At 49.7% G+C, this 23072-nt stretch carries 23 protein-coding genes; 22 read left to right on the top strand and 1 reads right to left on the bottom strand.

Annotated features, from left to right (window positions below; translation table 11 throughout):
- Positions 1-8 precede the first annotated feature (8 nt).
- The 22 genes from PsWM33_RS10625 (at position 9) to PsWM33_RS10730 (ending at position 21781) form a co-directional block, all read left to right on the top strand.
- A complete protein-coding gene (locus PsWM33_RS10625) occupies positions 9-1076 on the top strand; it encodes an ABC transporter permease (RefSeq protein ID WP_063290108.1) in 1068 nt (355 codons plus the stop codon).
- Complete coding sequence (locus PsWM33_RS10630) at positions 1073-2014, top strand: ABC transporter permease (RefSeq protein WP_057461258.1); 942 nt, start codon at positions 1073-1075, stop codon at positions 2012-2014. The genes PsWM33_RS10625 and PsWM33_RS10630 overlap by 4 nt, the downstream gene beginning before the upstream one ends.
- An 11-nt stretch (positions 2015-2025) precedes the next feature.
- Positions 2026-2886 (top strand): ABC transporter ATP-binding protein, encoded by an 861-nt coding sequence (locus PsWM33_RS10635; RefSeq protein WP_063290107.1) that lies wholly within the window; start codon positions 2026-2028, stop codon positions 2884-2886.
- Entirely contained in the window at positions 2873-3703 is an 831-nt protein-coding gene (locus PsWM33_RS10640) for an ABC transporter ATP-binding protein (RefSeq protein WP_063298390.1), read from the top strand. The genes PsWM33_RS10635 and PsWM33_RS10640 overlap by 14 nt, the downstream gene beginning before the upstream one ends.
- 418 nt (positions 3704-4121) lie before the next feature.
- On the top strand, positions 4122-4838 hold the full coding sequence (locus PsWM33_RS10645; protein WP_063300187.1) for a Crp/Fnr family transcriptional regulator: 717 nt from the start codon (positions 4122-4124) through the stop codon (positions 4836-4838).
- Positions 4839-5027: 189 nt separating this feature from the next.
- Positions 5028-5480: a c-type cytochrome gene (locus tag PsWM33_RS10650; protein WP_063300188.1), complete on the top strand. Its 453-nt coding sequence runs from the start codon at positions 5028-5030 to the stop codon at positions 5478-5480.
- Positions 5481-5491: 11 nt separating this feature from the next.
- Positions 5492-6877 carry a cbb3-type cytochrome c oxidase subunit I gene (locus tag PsWM33_RS10655; protein WP_057461264.1) on the top strand — a complete coding sequence of 462 codons (1386 nt, stop codon included), beginning with the start codon at positions 5492-5494 and terminating at the stop codon, positions 6875-6877.
- Entirely contained in the window at positions 6877-7674 is a 798-nt protein-coding gene (locus PsWM33_RS10660) for a CbbQ/NirQ/NorQ/GpvN family protein (protein WP_063300189.1), read from the top strand. Before PsWM33_RS10655 ends, PsWM33_RS10660 begins: the two co-directional genes overlap by 1 nt.
- Before the next feature lie 5 nt (positions 7675-7679).
- Positions 7680-9623, top strand: coding sequence for a nitric oxide reductase activation protein NorD (locus tag PsWM33_RS10665; protein ID WP_193778390.1), 1944 nt, complete (start codon positions 7680-7682; stop codon positions 9621-9623).
- Between the two features lie 3 nt (positions 9624-9626).
- Positions 9627-9818, top strand: coding sequence for a hypothetical protein (locus tag PsWM33_RS10670; RefSeq protein WP_063300191.1), 192 nt, complete (start codon positions 9627-9629; stop codon positions 9816-9818).
- The gene (locus PsWM33_RS10675) at positions 9815-10063 is read left to right on the top strand and encodes a hypothetical protein (RefSeq protein ID WP_057461267.1); all 249 of its coding nucleotides are present in this window, start codon (positions 9815-9817) and stop codon (positions 10061-10063) included. The genes PsWM33_RS10670 and PsWM33_RS10675 overlap by 4 nt, the downstream gene beginning before the upstream one ends.
- A 199-nt stretch (positions 10064-10262) precedes the next feature.
- A complete protein-coding gene (locus tag PsWM33_RS10680; protein WP_208994510.1) occupies positions 10263-11543 on the top strand; it encodes a carbohydrate porin in 1281 nt (426 codons plus the stop codon).
- Positions 11544-12027: 484 nt separating this feature from the next.
- Positions 12028-12498 carry a ferredoxin-type protein NapF gene (napF, locus tag PsWM33_RS28855; protein ID WP_446737447.1) on the top strand — a complete coding sequence of 157 codons (471 nt, stop codon included), beginning with the start codon at positions 12028-12030 and terminating at the stop codon, positions 12496-12498.
- Positions 12495-12755 carry a chaperone NapD gene (locus tag PsWM33_RS10690; protein WP_063290102.1) on the top strand — a complete coding sequence of 87 codons (261 nt, stop codon included), beginning with the start codon at positions 12495-12497 and terminating at the stop codon, positions 12753-12755. Before napF ends, PsWM33_RS10690 begins: the two co-directional genes overlap by 4 nt.
- Positions 12756-12768: 13 nt before the next feature.
- Complete coding sequence (gene napA / locus PsWM33_RS10695) at positions 12769-15258, top strand: nitrate reductase catalytic subunit NapA (RefSeq protein ID WP_063300193.1); 2490 nt, start codon at positions 12769-12771, stop codon at positions 15256-15258.
- A gap of 32 nt (positions 15259-15290) precedes the next feature.
- Positions 15291-16091: a ferredoxin-type protein NapG gene (gene napG, locus PsWM33_RS10700; protein ID WP_063300194.1), complete on the top strand. Its 801-nt coding sequence runs from the start codon at positions 15291-15293 to the stop codon at positions 16089-16091.
- Positions 16088-17017, top strand: a complete 930-nt coding sequence (gene napH, locus PsWM33_RS10705) for a quinol dehydrogenase ferredoxin subunit NapH (RefSeq protein WP_063300195.1) — start codon at positions 16088-16090, stop codon at positions 17015-17017. The genes napG and napH overlap by 4 nt, the downstream gene beginning before the upstream one ends.
- Positions 17014-17457: a nitrate reductase cytochrome c-type subunit gene (locus PsWM33_RS10710; protein WP_208994511.1), complete on the top strand. Its 444-nt coding sequence runs from the start codon at positions 17014-17016 to the stop codon at positions 17455-17457. The genes napH and PsWM33_RS10710 overlap by 4 nt, the downstream gene beginning before the upstream one ends.
- 28 nt (positions 17458-17485) lie before the next feature.
- Complete coding sequence (locus tag PsWM33_RS10715) at positions 17486-18130, top strand: NapC/NirT family cytochrome c (protein WP_063300196.1); 645 nt, start codon at positions 17486-17488, stop codon at positions 18128-18130.
- Positions 18131-18456: 326 nt separating this feature from the next.
- Entirely contained in the window at positions 18457-20532 is a 2076-nt protein-coding gene (locus tag PsWM33_RS10720) for a TonB-dependent receptor plug domain-containing protein (protein ID WP_063300197.1), read from the top strand.
- Positions 20533-20585: 53 nt separating this feature from the next.
- On the top strand, positions 20586-20957 hold the full coding sequence (locus PsWM33_RS10725) for a hypothetical protein (RefSeq protein WP_063294046.1): 372 nt from the start codon (positions 20586-20588) through the stop codon (positions 20955-20957).
- 59 nt (positions 20958-21016) lie between these two features.
- Positions 21017-21781, top strand: coding sequence for an SDR family NAD(P)-dependent oxidoreductase (locus PsWM33_RS10730; RefSeq protein ID WP_063300198.1), 765 nt, complete (start codon positions 21017-21019; stop codon positions 21779-21781).
- 8 nt (positions 21782-21789) lie between these two features.
- On the opposite strand, the gene PsWM33_RS10735 is transcribed toward PsWM33_RS10730, so the two are convergent.
- Positions 21790-22389 (bottom strand): hypothetical protein, encoded by a 600-nt coding sequence (locus tag PsWM33_RS10735; RefSeq protein WP_063294044.1) that lies wholly within the window; start codon positions 22387-22389, stop codon positions 21790-21792.
- Positions 22390-23072: the final 683 nt, after the last annotated feature.

Consider the following 23072-nt stretch of genomic DNA (forward strand, 5'->3'; position numbering starts at 1 on the left):
AATTACAAATGAGCATCGCTGACTCTACAGCGACTGTGGCGCGGCGAGGGTTTACCTCGCCGCTCTACAAGATTTTAAAAGGTTTAATCGCTGGCCTTTTCTCCATTGCCATCACTATGGTGGGGCTTCTTTTCGTCACCTTCATTATTGCGCGTGTTATGCCAGTCGACCCGGTCCTCGCGGTTGTTGGTGAGCGTGCCTCTCAGGAAATTTACGAAGCTGCGTACAAGGCCATGGGTCTTGATCAGCCGCTTTACGTGCAGTTTATGCTGTTCTTGAAACAGGTGGCGATGGGCGACTTCGGGATGTCGACGCTGACAGCGCGGCCCGTTGTTGAGGACATTGCCCGCGTTTTCCCGGCTACATTGGAGCTTGCAACTCTTGCGACGATCGCTGGCGTTGGCATTGGCGTGCCGATGGGGGTTTTGGCTGCAGTGAATGAAGGCCGTTGGCCGGACCAGCTGATCCGCCTTGTTGGCCTGTTTGGCTACTCCATGCCGATCTTCTGGTTTGGCTTGATGGGCCTCTTGATTTTCTACGGTATTCTTGGCTGGGTTAGTGGCCCAGGTCGTATCGATATCTATTACGAAGATATTGTTCCTGTTGTTTCAGGCATGATCCTCATCGATAGCCTGATTGCAGGAGAGATCGAGATCTTCTGGAATGCGGTGAGCCACATCATTCTGCCTGCAAGTATTCTTGGCTATTATTCTATTGCTTACATTTCCCGTATGACCCGCTCGTTCATGCTGGAACAGTTCTCTCAGGAGTACATCACCACCGCGCGCGTGAAGGGGGTTTCTGAGACTGCTGTGATCTGGCGGCACGCGCTGCCAAATGTGATGATCCCGCTTATTACGGTGATCGCGCTTTCCTATGCGAACCTGCTGGAAGGGTCTGTGCTAACTGAGATCATCTTCTCGTGGCCGGGTCTGGGCAACTACATCACCAATGCTCTGCTCTCTGCCGATATGAATGCGGTACTGGGTGGAACAGTCGTGGTTGGTGCTATCTTTGTTGGCCTCAATCTCTTCTCTGACTTTATGTACAAAGTGGTTGATCCGAGGGCACGATGACAACAGCACCTGTAAAATCCAACGTGCCTGACAGAGCTGGCTTGAAAGCATGGCTCTCCTCTGATGCACCTACATCCCGCGGACATGCACGTGCTGTGCAGTTTTATATGGGGTGGATGAAACTCTATGAAAATAAGCTCGCGTTTCTTGGGTTCCTGATTATTCTGAGCCTGGTTCTGATGGCGATTTTTGCGCCACTGCTGGCAACAACAGAGCCAAATGCACAAGACCTTGCCAAACGTTTGACCGCGCCGGGGGTGGATGGTCACCTGCTTGGAACTGATGAGCTTGGCCGCGATATCTGGAGCCGCCTCGTTTATGGTTCCCGCATTACGCTTCTGATTGTAGGCATTGTAGCGTTCACAGCACCAGTGTTCGGCTTGCTGATTGGAACTGTTGCGGGTTATCTGGGCGGTTGGGTCGATCAGGCACTTATGCGTCTGGTTGATATCTTCCTGGCGTTTCCCAAGCTTATTTTGGCGCTTGCCTTCGTTGCTGCGCTTGGGGCGGGTATCGAGAGTGCGATTATCGCGATCAGTCTGACGGCATGGCCTCCGTATGCGCGTATTGCTCGTGCTGAAACTCTGACCATTCGCAATGCGGATTACATCAGCGCTGTGCGTTTGCAGGGGGCTGGTGTCATGCATATCATTATTGGACATGTATGGCCGTTGTGTCTGTCCTCCATCATCGTTCGTGTGACGCTTGATATGGCGGGGATTATTCTGACAGCTGCCGGCCTTGGTTTCCTTGGTCTTGGTGCTCAGCCTCCAGAGCCTGAGTGGGGCGCAATGATCTCTGCTGGTCGCAAGTTTATTCTGGATCATTGGTGGGTTGCTGCCATGCCGGGTATGGCGATCTTTATCGTGTCTTTGGGCTTCAACCTGCTGGGTGATGGTCTGCGCGATATTCTTGATCCGAAAAAGAGCCAGAGCTAGGGGAGAGAACCATGAGTGATACGCTTTTAAGCGTTGAGGACCTTTGGGTTCGTTTCCCGACACGCAGCGGTACCGTTGATGCAGTTCGTGGCATCTCCTTCTCTGTCGGGCGTGAGCGCGTTGGCATTGTGGGCGAAAGTGGCTCCGGCAAATCTATGACTGGACGGAGTATTTTGCGCCTGATCCGGTCTCCGGGTCAGATGGAAGCCAAGTCGATTAAGTTCAATGGTGAGAATCTGCTGGACTATTCGGAACGGCAGATGCGGAAAATCCGTGGGCACCAGATCTCCATGGTGATGCAGGATCCGAAGTTCTCGCTGAACCCTGTTCACACGGTTGGCAAGCAGATTTGTGAGGCTCTTCGCCTGCATACCAAGTCCTCTCGCCGTGAGGCTCGTCAGGGTGCTCTGGAGATGTTGGAGGCGGTTCAGATCCGCAATCCTGAGCGTGTGTTCAATTCTTATCCGCATGAGCTTTCAGGCGGTATGGGGCAGCGTGTGATGATCGCGATGATGCTGATCACTGATCCAAAGCTGCTGATTGCTGATGAGCCGACCTCTGCACTGGATGTGACTGTGCAGATGAAGGTGCTGGCGATCATGGACAAGTTGGTGCAAGAACGCGGAATGGGGCTGATCTTCATCAGTCACGATCTGAATCTTGTCTCGTCCTTCTGTGACCGAATTATCATTATGTACGCAGGACGTATTGTAGAGACCTGTAAGGCCAGTGAGCTGCACAATGCGACGCATCCTTACACACGTGGGTTGCTGAATGCGCTGCCTCGCATTGAGGAGCCCAAGGGGCGCCTTGAAGCACTGCAACGTCAGGACAGCTGGAAGCAGGAGGTCAGTGTCGATGCCCGGGTCTGATAGTGCCGTGATGGAACGTAAGCCATGGGTTGCGGAAGCAACAAAAGACGCCCGCCTCGAGATCAAAGACCTCAACGTCTATTTCGGTGAGGGACCGGATCGCTTTCAGGCTGTCAAAAACGTGAGCGTCAAGGTTCAGCAAGGCGGCAGTTTTGGTATTGTCGGTGAATCTGGCTCAGGTAAGTCAACTGTACTGCGCGCTGTGTGTGGGCTGGTTGAGAGCTGGGATGGTGAGATCGATATTGACGGCGCCCCTGTTTCGCATAAGCGTGACAAGGTTTTTGCCCGCAAGATTCAGATGGTTTTTCAGGACCCTTACGCGTCCTTGCATCCACGCCATACCGTTGATCGAGTTTTGTCAGAACCTCTGAAATTACATGGGTTTGATGATATTGATGGTCGTGTGCTTCGGGCTCTGGATGACGTGGGGCTTGGAGCAGATTTCCGCTTTCGGTATCCGCATCAGCTTTCCGGTGGTCAGCGACAGCGTGTGGCTGTTGCACGCGCGTTGATGTTGGAGCCGGAGATTCTATTGTTGGATGAGCCAACTTCAGCGTTGGATGTGTCTGTACAGGCTGAAATTCTGAACCTGTTTGCTGATCTGCGGAAGGAGCATAACCTTACCTATGTGATGGTGACGCACGATCTGGCGGTGGTTGCACATATGTGTGATGAGATTGCCGTGATGCAGCATGGTGAAGTTGTTGAGGTGATGGATGTGGAAGCGATGCGCAGCTCCACACCGGAGACAGCTTACACGCAGGAGCTTCTCAAGGCCTCTATGGGGTATGATGCGGAGTTCTTCGGCGACAGCTGATCTGTGAAGCATTTGATGACTACTGAAAGCCCCGCCCTTGTGGTGGGGCTTTTGTTGTTTAGGACAGTGCAGCTCCTCTTTCTCAAAGAGAGTGTCTTTGCCGAAAGGCAACGACACTTTATGAATTTCTGATAGATCTCTGATTCTCTTTGCGTCTTTTTTTTGCTCCTGCACCGGGCGGCTTTCATCCCTTCCTGACGCAAATTTCCTTTCAAAAAACCGTTAAAAACTAACTCGTTGGTGGAGAAAAACGTAGCGCCTATATGATAGTTGGAACTCATGTGCAGAAAATGGCTTACACCAATGAGTTCACTGTGAATTTCTTAATGTTTTCTGTTATAACCAACCGGCTTAATCCTACGAGTACATAAGCTGAAACACTCGCAGATTGGCTTGGGTGTTTTCTAATTGATCTACGGTGTCTTCTTTGAGAAGTCTTGACGAAAATCTTATTTCCCATATTCCTCCGTTCCGAAAGCTGGAACGCGTTGATATCAGAGAGATTTTGGACGCAGCGACGCCAAAGCGTTTCAGCGCGGGGCAAGCTATTTTCGAAGAGCATGAGCCAGCGGAAAGGTTTTTCCTGCTGCTGGACGGTCATGTGCGCGTTATTCGCACCACGGCTTCCGGAGATCAGGTGATTGCACGTCACATCGTTAGTGGCGAGCTTATGGGTATTGCGTCCGCAATTGGCAGGACGACTTATCCAGCCAGTGCTGTGGCGATTGATGACTGCCTTGTGCTGTTCTGGCCGACAAGCCTCTGGAAGACGTTTGTCGAAAAGTACGATGGATTTGCGACGGAAACCTACAAAACCGTCGGAGAACGTATCTCTGAAGCGAACAACCACATTCTGGAACTGGCAACACAGCAGGTTGAGCAGCGTGTTGCACGTGCTTTGCTGAGGCTTGCAATCCAAAGCAGCCGCACCACCGATGAGGGAATGGAAATTGATTTTCCTCTCACACGTCAGAATATCTCTGAGATGACCGGTACAACTTTGTACACTGTCAGCCGTTTGCTAAGCGCTTGGGAAAAACAGGGAATTGTGAACAGCGGGCGCAAAAAGGTCACCGTGACGGAGATGAATAAGCTGAAGACTCTGGCTGATTTAGACCCAATGGCTGACTCCTGAATGCTGCTGAGCGTTTGACTGAGTGTTACTAGGCATAAATACCAGTATTCTCGATTTTATATCCTATTGTTTTTAAACGTGTTTTTCTCGTATATCCGGTAATTGCCGAATAGGTTGTTCTAGCACAAACTTCCCCAGTGGCGTCAATTTTATCATCTTCGGGACCGTAACCACGATAGGATTCCGTAGATGTCAGAATTCCTTACAAAATCGCGGGCACGAAATATTTTTTATGGGGGATCGTTGTTCTTCATAGGCATATTTGCCGTGCTCTCAATCGACAGCCACCTTTACGTCGTGAATGAATCGACGTCGAAGGCAGAGCTTACTGACGAAGTGATACTTGGTAAGCACGTTTGGGAAAAGAACGCTTGTATCAACTGCCATACGTTGCACGGGGAAGGCGCTTACTTCGCTCCTGAAGTCGGCAATGTGATGACACGTTGGGGCGTGCTGGATGATCCGGATGATGCAGCTGAGACTCTGGGCTCCTGGATGGAAGCTCAACCGAGCCGCATCGAAGGCCGTCGCCAGATGCCTTTCTTCGATCTGACCAAAGAAGAAGTCCGCGGCCTCTCTGAATTCTTGCGTTGGGCTGACAAGACCAACACGCAAGGCTGGCCACCGAACGACGCTGGTTAAGGGGTGGTATTATGAAATACAGTTCTCAAAAAGTCGCGTATGCTTACTTCGTAGCTGCGCTTGGCCTATTCGCAATCCAGGTTCTGGGCGGCTTGCTCGCTGGCTGGATTTATGTTGCACCTAACTTCCTTTCGGAGTTGCTGCCGTTCAACATCGTTCGCATGTTGCACACCAACGCACTGATCGTCTGGCTTCTGCTCGGCTTCTTTGGTGCGGCTTACTTCATCATCCCGGAAGAGAGCGAACGTGAGATCCACTCCGTTAAGCTCGCTTACATTCAGCTGATCATTCTTGTGGTTGGTACACTGGGTGCTGTCGTCAGTTACATCATGGGCATCCATGAAGGCCGTGAATTCCTCGAGCAGCCGCTCTGGGTTAAAGTCGGCATTCTTGTTGCTGCGTTGATCTTCCTCTTCAACATCTCAATGACTGTGTTGAAAGGTCGTAAGACTGCGATCACAAACATTCTGGTGATTGGCCTTTGGGCTCTTTCCCTGCTGTGGCTGTTTGCATTCTACAACCCAGACAACCTGAGCCTTGATAAAATGTACTGGTGGTACGTTGTTCACCTTTGGGTAGAAGGTACCTGGGAACTTGTGATGGCTTCCATCCTTGGCTTCCTGATGCTGAAACTCACCGGTGTTGACCGTGAAGTGATCGAGAAGTGGCTCTACATCATCGTAGCAACTGCTCTTTTCTCCGGTATTCTTGGTACAGGACACCACTATTATTGGATCGGCTTGCCCGGCTACTGGCAGTGGATTGGTTCCGTCTTCTCTACTTTAGAAGTCATACCATTCTTCCTGATGATGACCTTCTCCTTCGTCATGGTCTGGAAAGGTCGTAAGAACCATCCAAACAAAGCAGCTCTGCTGTGGTCACTTGGTTCCGCAACTGTCGCGTTCTTCGGCGCTGGCGTATGGGGCTTCCTGCATACTCTGCACGGTGTGAACTTCTACTCACATGGTACACAGATCACTGCAGCGCACGGTCACCTTGCCTTCTTCGGCGCATACGTTGCTCTGAACCTTGCGATCTTCACTTACGCAATGCCATTGCTTAAGGGTCGTAACCCATACAACCAGGTTCTCAACATGGGCAGCTTCTGGCTCATGACTGGTGGTATGTCCTTTATGACCTTCGTACTGACATTTGCCGGAACCATCCAGACACACATGCAGCGTGTTGTTGGTGAAGACTTCATGTCCGTACAGGACCAGCTGACAGTGTTCTACATCATGCGCTTCGGTGCTGGTGCGGCTGTTGTGATTGGTGCTCTGCTGTTCATCTACTCCCTGCTCGTACCGCGCAAGGAATTGTTCACAGCGAACTCTGGTTCCAAACCAACGACCGGTAGTACTCCTGAAGCCCAAGCAGTTCTGGAAGGTGGTCGTTAATGACTGTACAGAACCACGTTTTTGATGTGCCCTATTATCAGCCTATCGCCGATGAATGTGCATTATTTGAAACGGCTTTTAACAAAGGTCTGCCCCTTCTTTTGAAGGGGCCGACGGGCTGCGGTAAAACCCGCTTTGTGGAACACATGGCCACAAAGCTGGGTCGCCCGATCTACACCGTGGCTTGCCACGATGATCTTTCCGCAGCAGACCTGATTGGTCGTTACCTGCTTAAAGGTGGTGTGACTGAGTGGGTTGATGGCCCGCTGACCCGCGCTGTTCGCGAAGGTGCGATCTGCTATCTTGATGAAGTGATTGAAGCACGGAAAGACGTTGCGGTTGTTTTGCACCCGTTGACCGATAACCGTCGTCGTCTCATCATTGAGAGAACTGGCGAAGAGCTGCAAGCTCCACCGAACTTTATGCTCGTTGCCAGCTACAACCCCGGCTATCAGAACGTTTTGAAGCAGATGAAGCCTTCCACACGGCAGCGCTTCCTCTCCACGACCTTCGATTTTCCTGATGCGGAAACCGAGATACAGGTCGTTGCTAAAGAAAGCGGACTGGATGTTGAGCGTTCCAAATCCTTGGTTCGTCTTGCCGGCCATATCCGTGGTCTTTCCAGCCTGGATCTGGAAGAGGGTGTTTCCACTCGCTTGCTGATTTATGCTGCATCCCTGATTGCTGGTGGTATGCCAGTCGAGAAAGCACTGCAATACTCTGTTGTTGAGCCACTGAGTGATGAGCCTGATGTTCAGGTTGCGCTTCGTGATTTGATCGCAGTTGTTTACGGGTGAGTCTGATGAAAGAGCAAATACTGGAGTTTTTAGAGCCTGAAGAAGCCGTAGGTAATCTGTGGCATGATTATGCTTCAAGCCTGGGTGCTCCAGTGCACCATGAGGATGTGGAGGTCGAGCTGGCTAAGCTTCGCACCTCCGTGCAAGTGGTGTTTCGCGGGTTAGGTGGTGAAGCTAAAGTCGAGATCAGTCAAGCTCCGGCGACGGCTTCAACCTATCGCATGCCCGTAAAGCGTAAGCTCGGCAATGCTGCAGAAATAATCTTTCTGCCAGAGTTCGACGGCGAGCGTTTGAGACTTCCTCCGATTCTTGGCGTTTTTCCAGAGGTCGAAATGAACCGGGCCCATTACATCTGGCTTGCTGCATTTGCAGCGAACTGCGATGTGCAGGCAAAACCAGAGGATCCGTTGCAGGCGGATGTTCAGGCATTGGCTTTGGCCAAACAGGCGATCGAACGTGTTTGGGACAAGTGCGTTGGTCTCCATGATTTCTTCCTCCAGTCCTGCGAGTTTCTTCTGCAAACCCGTAAGCGTCCAAGCCTTCCTGAATGGGAAGCTGCAGTTGAAGCCATTGTTTTGGAGTTGCTTGGCGGGCCGCGGGCTGTCACCAGCACAAGTGCAACAATTCGCAAGGCGATGGAATGTGTTGATGAGCGCTGGAAGCTGACAGCTCCGCACGCATATTGCACCTTTGCGCCTGTGCCGATCTGGGTTTCCAGCGAGTTGGTCAACGGTGAACGTGGTGAAGAACGCTCAGATGAGCAAGCGCCGCCAACTCCGCAAGGATCAAGTGCAACAACGAAACGCAAAGCTAAACGTGAAAAGCGGGAGCAGGCGGATCGTAAAGACAGTTTTATTCTACACCGGTTTGAGGCGATCCTCTCCTGGGTAGAAAGCATGAACCTCAATCGCAGTACCGATGACGACGAAGAGGAAAATGCGCAGAAAGCTGCTGATGACCAAGATTACATCAGCCTTTCGAAAAATCAGAGGAAAGCAGCGACACGGTTGCGACTGCATCTGGATTTGTCTCCAGAAGATGCAGACCACGAACGCCTTTCCGACAAGTTCACATATCCTGAGTGGGATCACCGTCAACGTAAGTTTTTGGAAGATCATTGCCGAGTTCTGGAGAAGGATGCCGAGCCTGATTATGAGAGCGTGCTGCTGACGGATCCTTACCATAAGCGCCGTATTCGACAGGTGAAGCGCCAGTTTGAAGCATTGCGTCCAAAGCGGATCATGCAGATGCGTCAGGCTGAAGGCAGCGAGCTGGATCTGGATGCTTTGGTGACGGCTCAGGTTGATCTAAAGGCTTCAGGTTACGCATCCGATCGGATTTTCCAGGATTCACGTGCGGTTGAGCGCGATCTATCCGTTGCGATGTTGCTCGATACATCCCGTTCTACTGAGAGTGCGGTTGGCGATTCCAATGTTATCGAGATTGCTGGGGCCGCGCTTGCTGCTTTGTCCGGCGGAGTTGATGCGAGTGGCGATCATCTGGGGGTCTGGGGCTTTTCTTCATTGAAACGCGACCGGGTTTTCATGAACAAAGCCAAAGACTTCAATGAGCCGATGACGGATGAGGTGATTGCCAAGATTGGCGGACTCAAGCCGTGTTACTACACCCGTTTGGGAGCGGCGATCCGGCATACCACTGCGCAGCTTGCCTTGCAGCAAACACAGCGGAAGCTTTTGATTGTACTAACAGATGGAAAGCCGAACGATCTTGATCACTATGAAGGCATTCATGGAATTGAAGACAGCCACATGGCTGTTCGTGAAGCCCGCAAACTGGGCATGGCCGTTCATGGTGTGATTGTTGACGAGGATGGGCAGGATTGGTTTGCCCGTATCTTTGGCAAAGGTGGTTATACGCTCTTCCCAAATCCGGAACGTCTGACACGTGCGCTACCGGATATCTATAGAAGCCTGACAAGGGAGTATTAGATTATGAAGCTTTTCTATATGGTTATGGGCTTTATGGCAGGTCTGCTGCCTTTGTCCGCGATGGCTGCAATTTCCGGATACCAGCGTCCTGTGCCTCAGCCGCAAAGTGCGACTGCTGAGCTGTGGTTTGGTCTCGCAACTGTTATGCTGGTTGTCTCACTTTATGTCGTACATCGGGTTGTAAAAGGCAGATGAGTGAAGAAGACCTCAGCAATCGCATCAGTGTAAGAAGGTTGGCGCTCTACCTCTACCCACTGGGTATTGGAGCGGTCGGTATCAACCTGTTCTTTTTATCGCTGATTTTCTCATGGGTTGGATGGCCGGTGATGTCACCTTATCTTGCGATGGCTGGCGGTGTTGTTTTGGGCTATCCGTTTGCGTATCCCTTTGCAAAACATATCCGTTACCTCATGGATAAATCGGATGGTTTGCTGGACTAACCATCTGTTTTGCGAGCATCGGAAGTCGAGCGCGATCTACAAAGATCGCGCTTTTTTTGTGCGCTGTGGCCATCTGATTGTTCTGATTGATAGTTTTATCAATTCAGAAGCAAAAATTAATGTGCCAGCATAGCGTTATTCCACTGGAGTTGTGCTGCGTTCCATCTGATTTGGTGTTTCCTGACAGGAGAGGCAACAGTTGAAATTCGCTTCTGCCCAGAAAGTATTTGTGTGTGTTGTAAGCTGTTGTTGGATGCTGCTGGCGTGCCATTGCTTTCCTACAAACTTTTTGAGAATAGCAAAAGCGGAGACAGGGCATTGGCCCTTAGGTTGGGAAAAATGGGACAAAGCAACAGGTGACTGGGGAGGGGTCAGGACAAATCTAAAGCAGGAAGGAGTTGAATTCTTTTCGAATTTAGTAAGTGATTTCCTGGCTAATCCTGTTGGAGGACTTTCTCAGGGAAGAGCATACTCAGGCGCTTTCATCAGCAGCATTGAATTAAATCTGGAAAGGATCGTAGGCTGGAAAGGAGCTAAATTTGGATTTGGATTTTCGCAAGGACTAGGCCAAGATCTCTCGGCAGAAACAATTGGAAATAAGTTTGATGTTAACCAAGCGTTTATAGGTAAAATCTTTGGCCTTTCGCAGTTGAAATTCTCACAAACTCTTTGGGATGAGGCCGTGGACATCGAATTCGGTCGATTAACTGTCGGAAAGTCTTTTGCTGGCACCGAAGCCTTTCACTACTACGTAAACAATGGAGCAAATGGGACACCGTCGCAGATTGGTGTGAATATTCATTCCTTTACGACTGATCCCTTCAACCAATGGGGACTCTACGGCAGGTACTTAATGTCGCCTTTCCTTTATGTATCGGGAGGCCTCTACAATGCATCGGCGGATGCGTTAATTAATGCAGATCGTGGTTTTAACTTCAGATTCAATCCTGAAGATGGGATTCTTTATATCGGCCAAGGCGGACTATTTGTTGGTAAAGATAAGATAGGCTGGGGGTTGCCCGGTCGTTATCATCTTGGTGGGTACTACGATAGCAGTGATTACACACTTCTAGCTGATCCAGCTTTGAAAAAGGCTGGAAATTGGGGACTTTACGCAATCGCGGATCAAATGGTTTATCGAGAAAGCGGTGACCAAGGACTGATGGTTTGGGGAGTTGTTACGTTTGCACCTGAACAGCGCGTAAATACGTTTCCCTGGGGGGGGAACGCAGGGCTTTATTACCGAGGATTATTTCCTGACCGGGATGAGGACGTTACTGCTTTGGGTGTGATTTGGGGACTGTTTAGTGAAGATCTTGCGGGCCAATCATATGAAATGGTTGTGGAAGTAAATCATAGATTCCAACTAGCGCCGTGGGCTTATTGGACTGCAGATTTGCAATACGTTATCAATCCCGATGGACGGCGAAAGATTTCTAACGCCGTCGTAGCAGGTTTTGAATTATCGATCGATTTCTGAGCAAATCACCCACGATTTTGACCGGAGTTGAGAGTGCAAATCACTTGCAAAAACCATCCATGCACGACAAAGAAAAAGTACGTGGAAATCCACTGTAATCTTTGCGTTTTTGTGTGCGCTCACTCGTTTTGCAAAGTGCTCTGGCCTTCAGAAAAGCAGTACAAAATTTCAGCTTTAAAATAGTTGGTTTCAGGTCCGAATTTTGAGGTGCTCTGATGAACGCACTGACTTTACTTCAGAAATCACTAAATTAGTTTAGTTTGAAGTAATTTGAAATATGGACAAAAGCTAAATTATCACGGAAATGTGAGATGTAAACTCAAGTTAAATTTAAATCTTGATTTATTCGTGCCAGTATATATGAAGCATTCAATTTGATTGCAATCAAAATATAAAAGTAATCTCGTTGATATATTTTTCTCAGTTCAGTTAAGAAGTTGATTCTATCATGCAAACGCAGATGGGAAGGCGGCATTTTCTTGGTATGTCCAAGTATGCGGAGGATAAGCCGTGTCCACCTTACAGTATTAGTGAAGTTGAATTTTCCGATGTATGCACCGGTTGCGGTGATTGTGTTTCGGCGTGTCCTGAAAAGATCCTTCGAATTTCTGAGCGGAGTAGATTGGCTGTTGTCGATTTTGGGGTGGGGCCCTGCACCTTCTGCGAAGCGTGCGTCGACGTTTGCAAAGAGGGAGCTCTGGTCAAGACCGAAGCTGCAGCCTGGGCAATAAAAGCAACGATCGGCTCCAACTGCCTTTCTTATCAAAAGATCGCGTGCCGGGCCTGCGTGGACTTTTGTGAGATGAGGGCAATCCGATTTCACCTTGGCCTAGGCGGCCAGCAAATTCCTGATTTGGACGGTGAAGCCTGTACCGGGTGCGGTGCCTGCCTTGTTGCCTGTTCCAATGGATCCATCGAAATGCGCGAAATTAAACTCCAAGAGGAGGTTCTATGAACATTTGCGGCGTTCTCGTTAGTTGCTTAGCGGGAAAAACCCAAGAGGTTTCTGAAGCATTGTCCGCCCTGCCGGGCGTGGAAGTTCATATCACCAAAGAGGATACGAGCCAGCTTGTTGTGACTGCAGAGGATACGGAAGAGTCCTTCGCTGATCAGCAGGTGCTGGAAATTCACCGGACGCCGGGCGTCGTATCCGCTGGTCTTACCTATCATCAATTCGAACCAAACACCGACCCTGACTTGAAGGCGGCCTAACGGGAGGCAAAACATGTCAATCACGGCATCTCGCAGAGATATTATAAAGTCAGCAGCGGTTGCAGCAACTGCTTCTGCGGCTGGCATCGCTTTACCAAAGTCCGCCGAGGCTCAGGGAAAAGCCTCCGATATACGCTGGGACAAGGCTGTTTGCCGCTTTTGCGGAACAGGTTGCTCTCTCCTTGTGGGTGTTAAAGACGACCGTGTTGTCGCCACCCAAGGTGATCCTGATGCACCAGTGAACCGCGGATTGAACTGTATCAAAGGCTATTTCCTTTCCAAGATCATGTACGGCAAGGATCGCCTGACAACGCCGCTGCTCCGCAAGACCGCTGGTGTCTATGACAAACATGGTGAGTTTGAGCCTGTCTCCTGGGATGAAGCTTTCACTATCATGTCCGAAAAGTTTAAGGACGCATTGAAGGAAAAAGGCCCAACTGCAGTTGGTATGTTTGGCTCTGGTCAGTGGACTATCTGGGAAGGTTACGCTGCTTCCAAGTTTATGAAGGCAGGTCTGCGCTCCAATAATATTGACCCTAATGCTCGTCATTGCATGGCGTCGGCTGTGGCTGGTTTTATTCGGACCTTCGGTATTGATGAGCCAATGGGTTGCTATGATGACATGGAGCTTGCCGATGCATTCGTGCTTTGGGGCTCGAATATGGCTGAGATGCACCCAATCCTTTGGTCTCGTATCACAGATACGCGTCTGACCAAACCGGGTTGTGAAGTTCATGTGCTCTCTACTTTTGAGCATCGTTGTTTTGAACTTGCTGACAACGGCATGGTGTTTACGCCACAGAGCGATCTGGTGATCCTCAACTTCATCGCCAACTACATCATCGAAAATGATGCGGTGAACTGGGACTTCGTCAATAAGCACGTCAACATCACCAAAACTGCGACAGATATCGGTTATGGTTTGCGCCCGAATGATCCGCGCGAGCAGGCAGCTGAAAATGCAGGCTCCGGTAAGATCTCCAAGATTGACTTTGAGGAGTATAAGCAGCTCGTTTCCAAGTATACACTTGAGTATGCAGAAGAAATGTCTGGTGTTCCTGCTGATAAGCTTCTGAAGCTGGCGAAGGTCTTTGCTGATCCTAACCGGAAGGTGATGTCTCTCTGGACAATGGGCTTTAACCAGCACTCACGCGGCAGTTGGGTGAACAGCCTTTGCTACAACATTCATCTCCTGACCGGTAAGATCTCTGAGCCTGGCAATGGTCCATTCTCCCTTACTGGTCAACCATCTGCGTGTGGTACTGCCCGTGAGGTTGGAACGTTTGCGCACCGTCTGCCTGCAGATATGGTGGTCAAAAATCCTAAGCACCGTGAAATCTGTGAGACTGCCTGGAAAATTCCTGAAGGAACAATACCTGCCAAGCCTGGCTACCATGCAGTTCTGCATCATCGCATGCTTAAAGATGGCAAGCTGAATGCCTATTGGGTTCAGTGTACGAACAACCTGCAAGCAGCTCCTAATATGAATGAGGAAGGCTGGCCGGGGTATCGTAATCCTGAGAACTTCATTGTCGTTTCTGATCCATATCCAACGGTCACTGCAATGGCTGCGGACCTTATTCTGCCAACAGCCATGTGGGTGGAAAAAGAAGGGGCCTATGGTAACGCAGAGCGTCGGACCCAGTTCTGGCGTCAACAAGTGAAAGCTCCGGGTGAAGCCATGTCAGACGTCTGGCAGGTTATGGAGTTCTCCAAGTACTTCAAGACAGAAGAAGTCTGGCCTGAAGAACTGCTTGCCAAAATGCCGGAGTTGCGCGGCAAGACACTCTTTGAAGTGCTTTATGCCAACGGTGTTGTCGATAAGTTCCCGGTCTCTGAAGTCAAAGAAGGCTTCAATAACCATGAGTCCGAAGACTTCGGCTTCTATGTTCAAAAAGGACTGTTTGAAGAATACGCCGGATTTGGGCGTGGCCATGCGCACGACTTGGCTGACTTTGATGTCTACCACAAAGCACGCGGTCTCCGCTGGCCAGTGGTTGATGGCAAGGAAACACTTTATCGCTTCCGCGAAGGTTACGATCCTTACGTTAAAAAAGGCGAGGGCGTTAAATTCTATGGTAAGCCTGATGGCAAGGCGAATATCATTTTCGCACCTTATGAGCCGCCAGCAGAAGTGCCAGACAACGAATATGACCTCTGGCTCTGCACCGGACGTGTGCTGGAACACTGGCATACAGGCTCCATGACGCAGCGCGTCCCAGAGCTTCATCGGGCATTCCCGTCTGCTGTTCTATTTATGCATCCGCAAGATGCACGGGAGCGTGGTCTTCGCAGAGGGCAGGAAGTCACTATCTCCACTCGCCGTGGTGAAGTGCTGACACGCCTGGAAACCAGAGGCCGGAACAAGGTTCCAAAAGGCTTGGTTTACATGCCTTTCTTCGATGCAAACCAGTTGACCAACAAGCTTACGCTCGATGCCACTTGTCCGATTTCGAAAGAAACCGACTACAAAAAGTGCGCTTGTAAGGTGGAAAGCGCTTAGAGCAACCCTCTGAGCAGCAATGGATAAGAACCATGTCTGATCTCAAAAAGACAGGCCTCAGCAGTGCAAAGCGTCGCCAGTTTCTTGGCGACGCGGCCCGCACAGCGTGTGGCTGCGCTGTTGCTGCGACGTTTCTGACGGTCTATCAGGCGCAGGCTAAGGCTTTTCCCGCCGACGCCATCAGACCGCCCGGAGCTCTTCCTGAAGATGAGTTTTTGAGTGCCTGTGTGCGGTGCGGACTATGCGTTCGCGATTGCCCATATGACACGCTGAAACTTGCTGAGCTTGGTGAAACTGGCCCGGCAACAGGAACGCCATACTTTACAGCCCGCGATGTGCCTTGTGAAATGTGTGAGGATATTCCTTGTGTTGCCGCCTGTCCGACAGGAGCTCTGGATCATTCTCTCACCGACATTGATGATGCTGATATGGGTGTGGCTGTTCTGATCGACCAGGAGAACTGCCTTAACTTCCTCGGTTTGCGTTGTGAGGTTTGTTATCGGGTTTGCCCGCTGATTGATGAAGCGATCACGCTCGAAATGACACCAAACACGCGGACCGGTAGTCACGCAGTCTTTTCGCCAACAGTCTATGCAGACGTCTGCACAGGCTGTGGCAAATGTGAGAAGTCGTGTGTTCTGCCGGAATCTGCGATCAAGGTTCTTCCTCGCCGCATTGCCAGAGCTGAGAGTGCTGAGCACTACCGGCTTGGTTGGGAGGAAAAAGCCAAGGCAGGAAATGCGTTGGTACCCGGTGTGATTGATCTACCTGATCGTGTGCCGGATGCTGGTGGATTTGAGCCCGTATTCCAGCCAGGGAAGGGGCGGCCATGACCACTCATGCATTAGACACTCATGTGCCAAAAGAAACGAGGAAAAGCTGGGTGCTGCGCAACAGGTTTCTGTTGCTGAGACGGAGCTCGCAATTGCTCATTCTGGCTCTCTTCCTTGCAGGGCCGTGGGCAGGCCTCTGGATTGTCAAAGGAACTCTGACCTCCAGTATGACGCTGGATATTCTTCCGCTGACAGATCCCTTCCTGTTGTTGCAGACGATGGTGACAGGACATTGGCCTGAACTGACAGGTCTGATTGGTGTCGCCATTGTGGTTGGCTTTTACGCCGTGTTTGGCGGTCGGCTGTATTGCTCATGGGTTTGTCCCATGAACGTGGTGACTGACAGCGCCAACTGGCTACACCGCAAGCTTGATCTGAAAAAAGGATGGCAACCGAAAAAACACACTCGACATTGGGTGCTGGCCATGACGCTGCTGGTTGCTGCCGGATCTGGTTCTCTTGCTTATGAGCTGGTTAATCCTGTGACCTTGCTGCACCGCGGATTGGTGTTTGGCATGGGGTTTGCCTGGGCTGTGGTGTTGATGGTGTTTTTATTCGACACCTTTGTCTCCCGGCATGGTTGGTGTGGGCATCTTTGTCCTATGGGGGCTGTTTATGGGCTGCTCAACACCAAAAGCTTGCTGCGGGTTTCTGCGAAGAACCGGGATGCTTGTGATGACTGTATGGACTGCTTCGAAGTTTGCCCCGAGATCCACGTAATCTCTCCGGCTTTGCGAGGCAAAGGGGATGATACCCCGCTGATTGTAAATCGAGACTGTACGTCTTGTGGTCGCTGTATCGACGTATGCGATCTGGATGTTTTCAGTTTCATCCATCGTTTCGATACTCAACTTATTCAACCTACTTCAATCGAACCGGGCCCCCGCGATCCGGTCACGACCAAAGCTATGGGAGGTCACAAATGAAAACGGGAGTGCCTTGGAAGGCTATCACCATTATGGCGGTTTTGCACCTTACCGGCTTTGCTGCCTTGAGCGCACATGCAGAGGGGGTAAAGTCATTGCGGGGTGTACAGGTTGATGAACCTGTCTTCGTCGAGCCGATTGCTCGCCCGCAAAACACTCGGGTGAACCGTGAGTTCCGTCAGCAACCACCATTGGTGCCACACAAGACTGAGGCTTATCAGGTTGACCTGAAAATCAACCAGTGTCTGACGTGCCATGACTGGGCCAATGCAGGGGAGAAAAAAGCACCAACCTTGTCCATGACACATTATGCAGACCGTGAAGGACGTCAGCTGGACCGGGTTGCAGGTACACGCTGGTTCTGTACGCAATGCCATGTTCCTCAAGTCGATGCTGATCCGCTGGTGGAGAATGAATTTACTCCGTCAAGCGAACGCTAGATGGCACTTCTGACTGGAGGAATTTAATATGAGCAATCAAGGCGCAATTCCCAGTAAAGATCAGGGACCTGGCTTGTTCAAACGGATCTGGCGGTTTTTGAGACATCCTGCAACGACAATTTCTGCAGGCGCTCTGTTGCTGATTGGCGTTGTTGTCGGTGTGGTTTTTTGGGGTAGTTTCAACTGGTCCATGGAGATGACGAATACCGAAGAATTCTGCATCGGCTGTCATGAGATGGAAGCAAATGTTTATGCGGAGTATACTGAGACGGCCCACTATGCGAATGCATCTGGCGTGCGGGCAACATGCCCGGACTGTCATGTGCCAAAAGAGTGGGTGCATAAGGTGGTTCGCAAAGTACAAGCTTCCAGAGAGCTATATCACAAGGCTCTGGGCTCCATTGATAGTCCGGAGAAGTTTGAGGAGAAGCGTCTTCAACTGGCGACTAATGTTTGGACTGCTATGAAGAAGACCGATAGTCGCGAGTGCCGCAACTGTCATGAGTTCAACTCTATGGACTTCGTTCTTCAGGAAGGTCGTGCCTCTGCCGCTCACTCTGATGCATTCAAGGAAGGCAAGACCTGTATTGATTGCCACCAAGGCATCGCCCACAGCCTGCCAGCCAACGCGCTGGAAGCTTACAAAGAGAACGTCTCTGCTGTTTATGACTAAGCATCGCTTAGGCTAGTTGCATAGGGCGCTAGAGTAGTAACCCACCTTTGAGAGTTCTCGAAGGTGGGTTTTTCTTTGCTCCTACCAAAGTAAGTGAGTCGAATCAGCCGTTGACGAAACTGCTGATTGTCATCTGCCAGAAGCTCTTGTCTGTGTGATTGCTTGATCCAAATCAAATGAAGTAAGGAGAAGCAACCTGAGATGTGTTTAAAATGACACAAATATGAGTATTATATTCATGTATTTTACTTGAGTGGCTATTTTTACATTGATAAATATCTCAATCCTTTAATATGAGTAATTAACTCATATTAAAGGTTGTAGGGATGTCCAAGGGTTTTGTCTCCGGCTTGATGACCGGAATCTGCTATCTCGCACTGCAGTCAGGTGCATATTCTCAGGAGCAAACAGAGCCACAAGAGCTCGGGCCAATTGTCGTCACAGCTTCGCGTAGTGAGCAAAGCCTGGATGAAGTAACCCGCTCCGTTGTTGTGGTGGAGAGCGAGCAGATTGAGCGGGCTGTTGCAGATAGTGTAACTGAAGTTCTGCGTGATGTTCCTGGCATCAAGATTGTTGATAGCAACGTTGCAGGTATGAAGCGGATCAGCATTCGTGGTGAAGAATCTTCGCGAAATGTTGTGCTCGTAGATGGGCAAGAGATCTCTGATCATACTTCTTATGGTGCTGTATTTCTGATTTCCCCGTCTGATATCGAACGCATAGAAGTGGTGAAGGGCCCGGGCTCGGTCCTGCATGGCTCGAAAGCTATTGGCGGCGTTGTAAATATTATCACTAAGAAGGGTGCCGATCGTGCCGTGCAGGTTGAGATCGGAACGACCTTCGATTCCTCTACTAATGGTATTACGGGGTTCAGCTCAGCTGCTGGGACTATTGATCAGTGGGACTATCGGTTTTCTGCTAGCAAATCCAAACATGGTGATCGCGAAACAGCAGATGGCACGCTGGAAGGTAGTGCTTTTGAAAACCAGAGTGTAACGGCCTATGTTGGCTACACTGGCGACCAACATAAATTTAGTATCAAGGCTGAACGATTTGAGCAGGAAAGTGAGGTTTACACCGATCCTGCTGATATCGGGTTTGTGATGCGTCAGTTTGATATGGACTTGCCAAAGCGCGACCGTTCCAAAGTTGGCCTATTCTATGACTTTACCGATGTAAATGAGAGCATTGCTAAAATCCATTTGGATGGATACGTCCAGCAGATTGATCGTGTGGCTCTTGTAGACTATGAGCTGGCTCCTCCTGGAGCGCCAGTTTTGAAGCGTGAGAATAAGACTGAGAGCGAACTGCTTACATTCGGCCTGAATGGGCAAGCTGATCTGACCTTGTTTGACAACATGTTGACCTCAATCGGCTTTCAGGCTGTCCAGGATCAGTTGGATAAGGATAGTTTCAGCACTGGCACGACCACTATCAGCGTTCCTGGACCTGTCTTCCCGGTCAATATTACAGAGCGAGATGAGGCCAAACTTACGACTTTGTCTGCGTTCCTTCAGAATGAGTGGGATCTGAATGATGATCTTACGCTAACTGCTGGTGGCCGTTATTACTTCGTTGCGAGTGAGAATAAAGGCACTGCAGGTGATCAGGATGAGAGCGATCAGGCATTTGTGGGTGCTTTGGGTCTAAACTATACGGGCTTTGAGAATTTTGCGCTAAGAGCGCATGTGTCTCAGGGATATGTATATCCGACACTCCTCCAAAGCACGTTGGGCTCAGTATTCTCTCCTGCTGGAAAAATCTATGGTAACGCTGACCTTGATCCAGAGACGTCAATGACCGCAGAGATTGGTGCGCGTTTCGACAGCGGGAATTTGATTGTTGATGCGAGCGCGTTTTATACCGATGCGAAGGACTACATCACATCGGTTGATTGTGATGCAGCAGTTCATGGTTCAAAGTGCACTGCAAACTCAGATATTTACGTGAATATTGATGCGGCTAAGACTTGGGGTCTTGAACTTGCTGCTTCCTATCAGTTTGCTGAGTTGGCGGTCACACCATATGCCAATATCACTTTGATGCGGCGCCAATTTAGTTCCGGAGCAACCAACACCTTTGATACCGACACGCCGTTGGTATCTGGCCGTCTAGGCGTGATGAAGTCCTGGGCCTTTGATAACGGAGTTGAAGCCTATGCGGATCTTTACAGTCGCTTCTCCAGCGAGCATCGGCAGAAGGATGGCAGTGGTATCGATGAAGCGGACGGTTTTGCCACGCTTAACCTGGCAGGTGGCTTTTCCTACGATTTCGATGAAAAGCGCAGGTTAAAAGTGCATGCAGCTGTCGAGAACATCTTTGACCAAGACTATAACCCGTCAGTCGAAGAACTTACTGCACCGGGCCGGGCGTTTAAAATTTCTGCGAGTGTCGGCTTCTAGTTTTTAAAGCCCTGCCGTAATTGCGATGGGGCTGTTTTAAAGGAAATCATCACATGAAAACCGTGCTTCTCATGTTTTTGCTGAGTTCAGCGGGGCCAAATGGTGAGGTGGGTGCTTCCTACGTTGAGAAAGATAGTGTTGAGGAATGTCAGCAAGGCATTGTCGCGTTGAAGGAAATTTTGGCGGAGCCGCGCTTTAAGATCCATTATGCTGGTTGCCATCAAAGCTCGGCTCAGATCTCTGAGTTTGAACATCCGGGTGCTGATGATGAAGGCGATAAGCCGGAGCTTTTCGTTTATCTCAACAGGATTGAGAAAGGTCAGTTGCTTGTTTCTAAGGCTGGTAGCCTTGCCAGTTGTGAGGCGAGTATAAACAAAAGCGAGAGCTGGTGTGCTGTGAGCACGCAGAAGTTGTTGCGGCAATAGCCAGACCTATGCTTTGCTCCTCCCATGGGAAATCTAATGTTGCTTTGGGGGGAGAGCGAATGACATCTCGAAAAAAGACTGTCTGGATTATTGGGGCAACTTCAGGGATTGGTGAGGAGCTCTGCAAGCTTTACGCAGATGATGGTTGGCAGGTTGTTGCGAGTGGCCGTCGGGTTGATCGACTTGAAGCACTGAAAGAAACATACACATCAGTGACGAGTTTACCGCTTGATGTAACGGATAATGAGCAGATAGCTCAAGCCGCCCACGATTTTGATGAAAATGCCAGCCTGCCTGATTTGACGCTTTATTGCGCCGGTGTTTTTCACATTGGTGGACTTTCTACATTGACCGAGGAAGTCTGCGTCAGTGCGATGGATACAAACTATTTTGGTGCTGTGCGGACCATACATAACTTGTTCCCATTGCTGAAAGAACGCGGCTCCGGGCACGTTGCCATCATTTCCTCGCTTAGTGGGTATGGAGGGCTGCCTTACGCTGCAAGTTATGGCCCTACAAAAGCTGCGCTCATCAATCTTTGTGAGGCGTTGAAACCGAGTTTTGATCGGGTGAACCTCTCTCTTTCAGTCATCAATCCCGGGTTTGTGAAGACCGCGATGACTGAAAGTAGCAAGTTGCCTATGCCCTTTATCGTGAGTGCAGAAGGGGCTGCCAAACGGATCAAGAAAGGCCTTGACCGTAAGAGCTTTGAGATTGCGTTTCCTTTCCCGCTTGTTACGGCTTTGAAACTGCTACGATTTGTCCCTTATTGGGCATATTTCCGACTGGTTGGCCTTACAGCCGGGAAGCACAGTTCTTCATAGAGATAAGATTAGGAAGGTTGGAGATGGGTTGATCTCTGACCTTCCTCAGTTTCTGTTGTATGTGTCATTGCTTGCTGCAGCTCGGGTAGAAATGCCCAGATCTCACGATTGAGTTTCACAAGCTTCTCGATTGCATTTCCCATTTGAGTGATGCGCGCGTCGTCGACTGCCTTGATTTCCCCGAGCTGGATCTGTCCATTCTTGCGTTGAATGCGCATGGAATGGGTGTGGGTGATTTCGCCTTGCTGGTTCTGTTTGAAAGTTGCGTGGCTAAATTCATTTCTTAGCCGGGTACTTTCGTTGAAGATGCGAAGAATGCGGCGCAGCTTCTTTTTGAGAGCAACATTTTTTAGCTTTGCGTCTGCCAGGCGTTCTATCAGTTCCAGCCTTGCCCTCGTTGTGTTGAGAGTGCCGAAGACAAGAGTTGCGGTGAGTTCGTCGGTCTGCATGAGATGCTGCAGGATGTAGATGAACGTGCTCTCATTGTTGGACCAGCTGTAATTGATGTTTCCAATCAAAGCGAACAGGAGGTTTCGCCGCCCAGCCTTGTTGGGGGCAATTCTGTCTAGTTCGTCAAAGTCAGGTGAATGAGAGGTTTGATCGTGCATAAAGCGCGCCTGTCTGAGAATACTCGTTTTGCAGCCTATAATTACGTTTCTAACGCAAGGGTAGCAAAGCTAAGGCGTTATTTATAGAGCGTGACGGACAGGTTTTGCTTGGCGACTCTTTGATTGAATGTCTGGGGAGTGTTGGTGAAGTAAATGAGGCTTAGTTTCGATGATTTCTGAGATTTAAAGGAGCATAAGCCACAGTGACTGAAGATATTCCTGAATTACCTGTGAAGAAATTTATGCGATCAGGAATGTGGGTTACTGGGCGGATTGTGCCTTTAAATTAGAGTATGGCGTTCTTTTATTAGTCGGCAAAGTTTGGTTATAAACCTATAACTTTTACACTCAAACAGTGTTTTAGCTACCTTGAGAATTCACTGCATATTACATAGGTCACCGAAAACCTATTTCTTGATCAGGTTGCTATGTGATTTAGATGACACTGTCATTATTGAGACCAATAAACACTTCCCTGTTAGAAGTGCTTAGTTATTTTTTAGTAATATTTAAAACACTAATTTGCGAATACTAACGTTAACTCACTATTAATATCCTAGATTGTCATAGTAATTATTGTCATAGTAATTATTGTCTAGTTCAATTGAATGTATTGTTGATTATTACCAGATATTACTCTTGGTTTGTCTGTTTTTTAGGCCGTGGTATAGCTTCCGCCGCTT

Origin of the sequence: Pseudovibrio sp. WM33, from assembly GCF_001623165.1 — a bacterium.
In the GTDB taxonomy this organism is placed as follows: domain Bacteria; phylum Pseudomonadota; class Alphaproteobacteria; order Rhizobiales; family Stappiaceae; genus Pseudovibrio.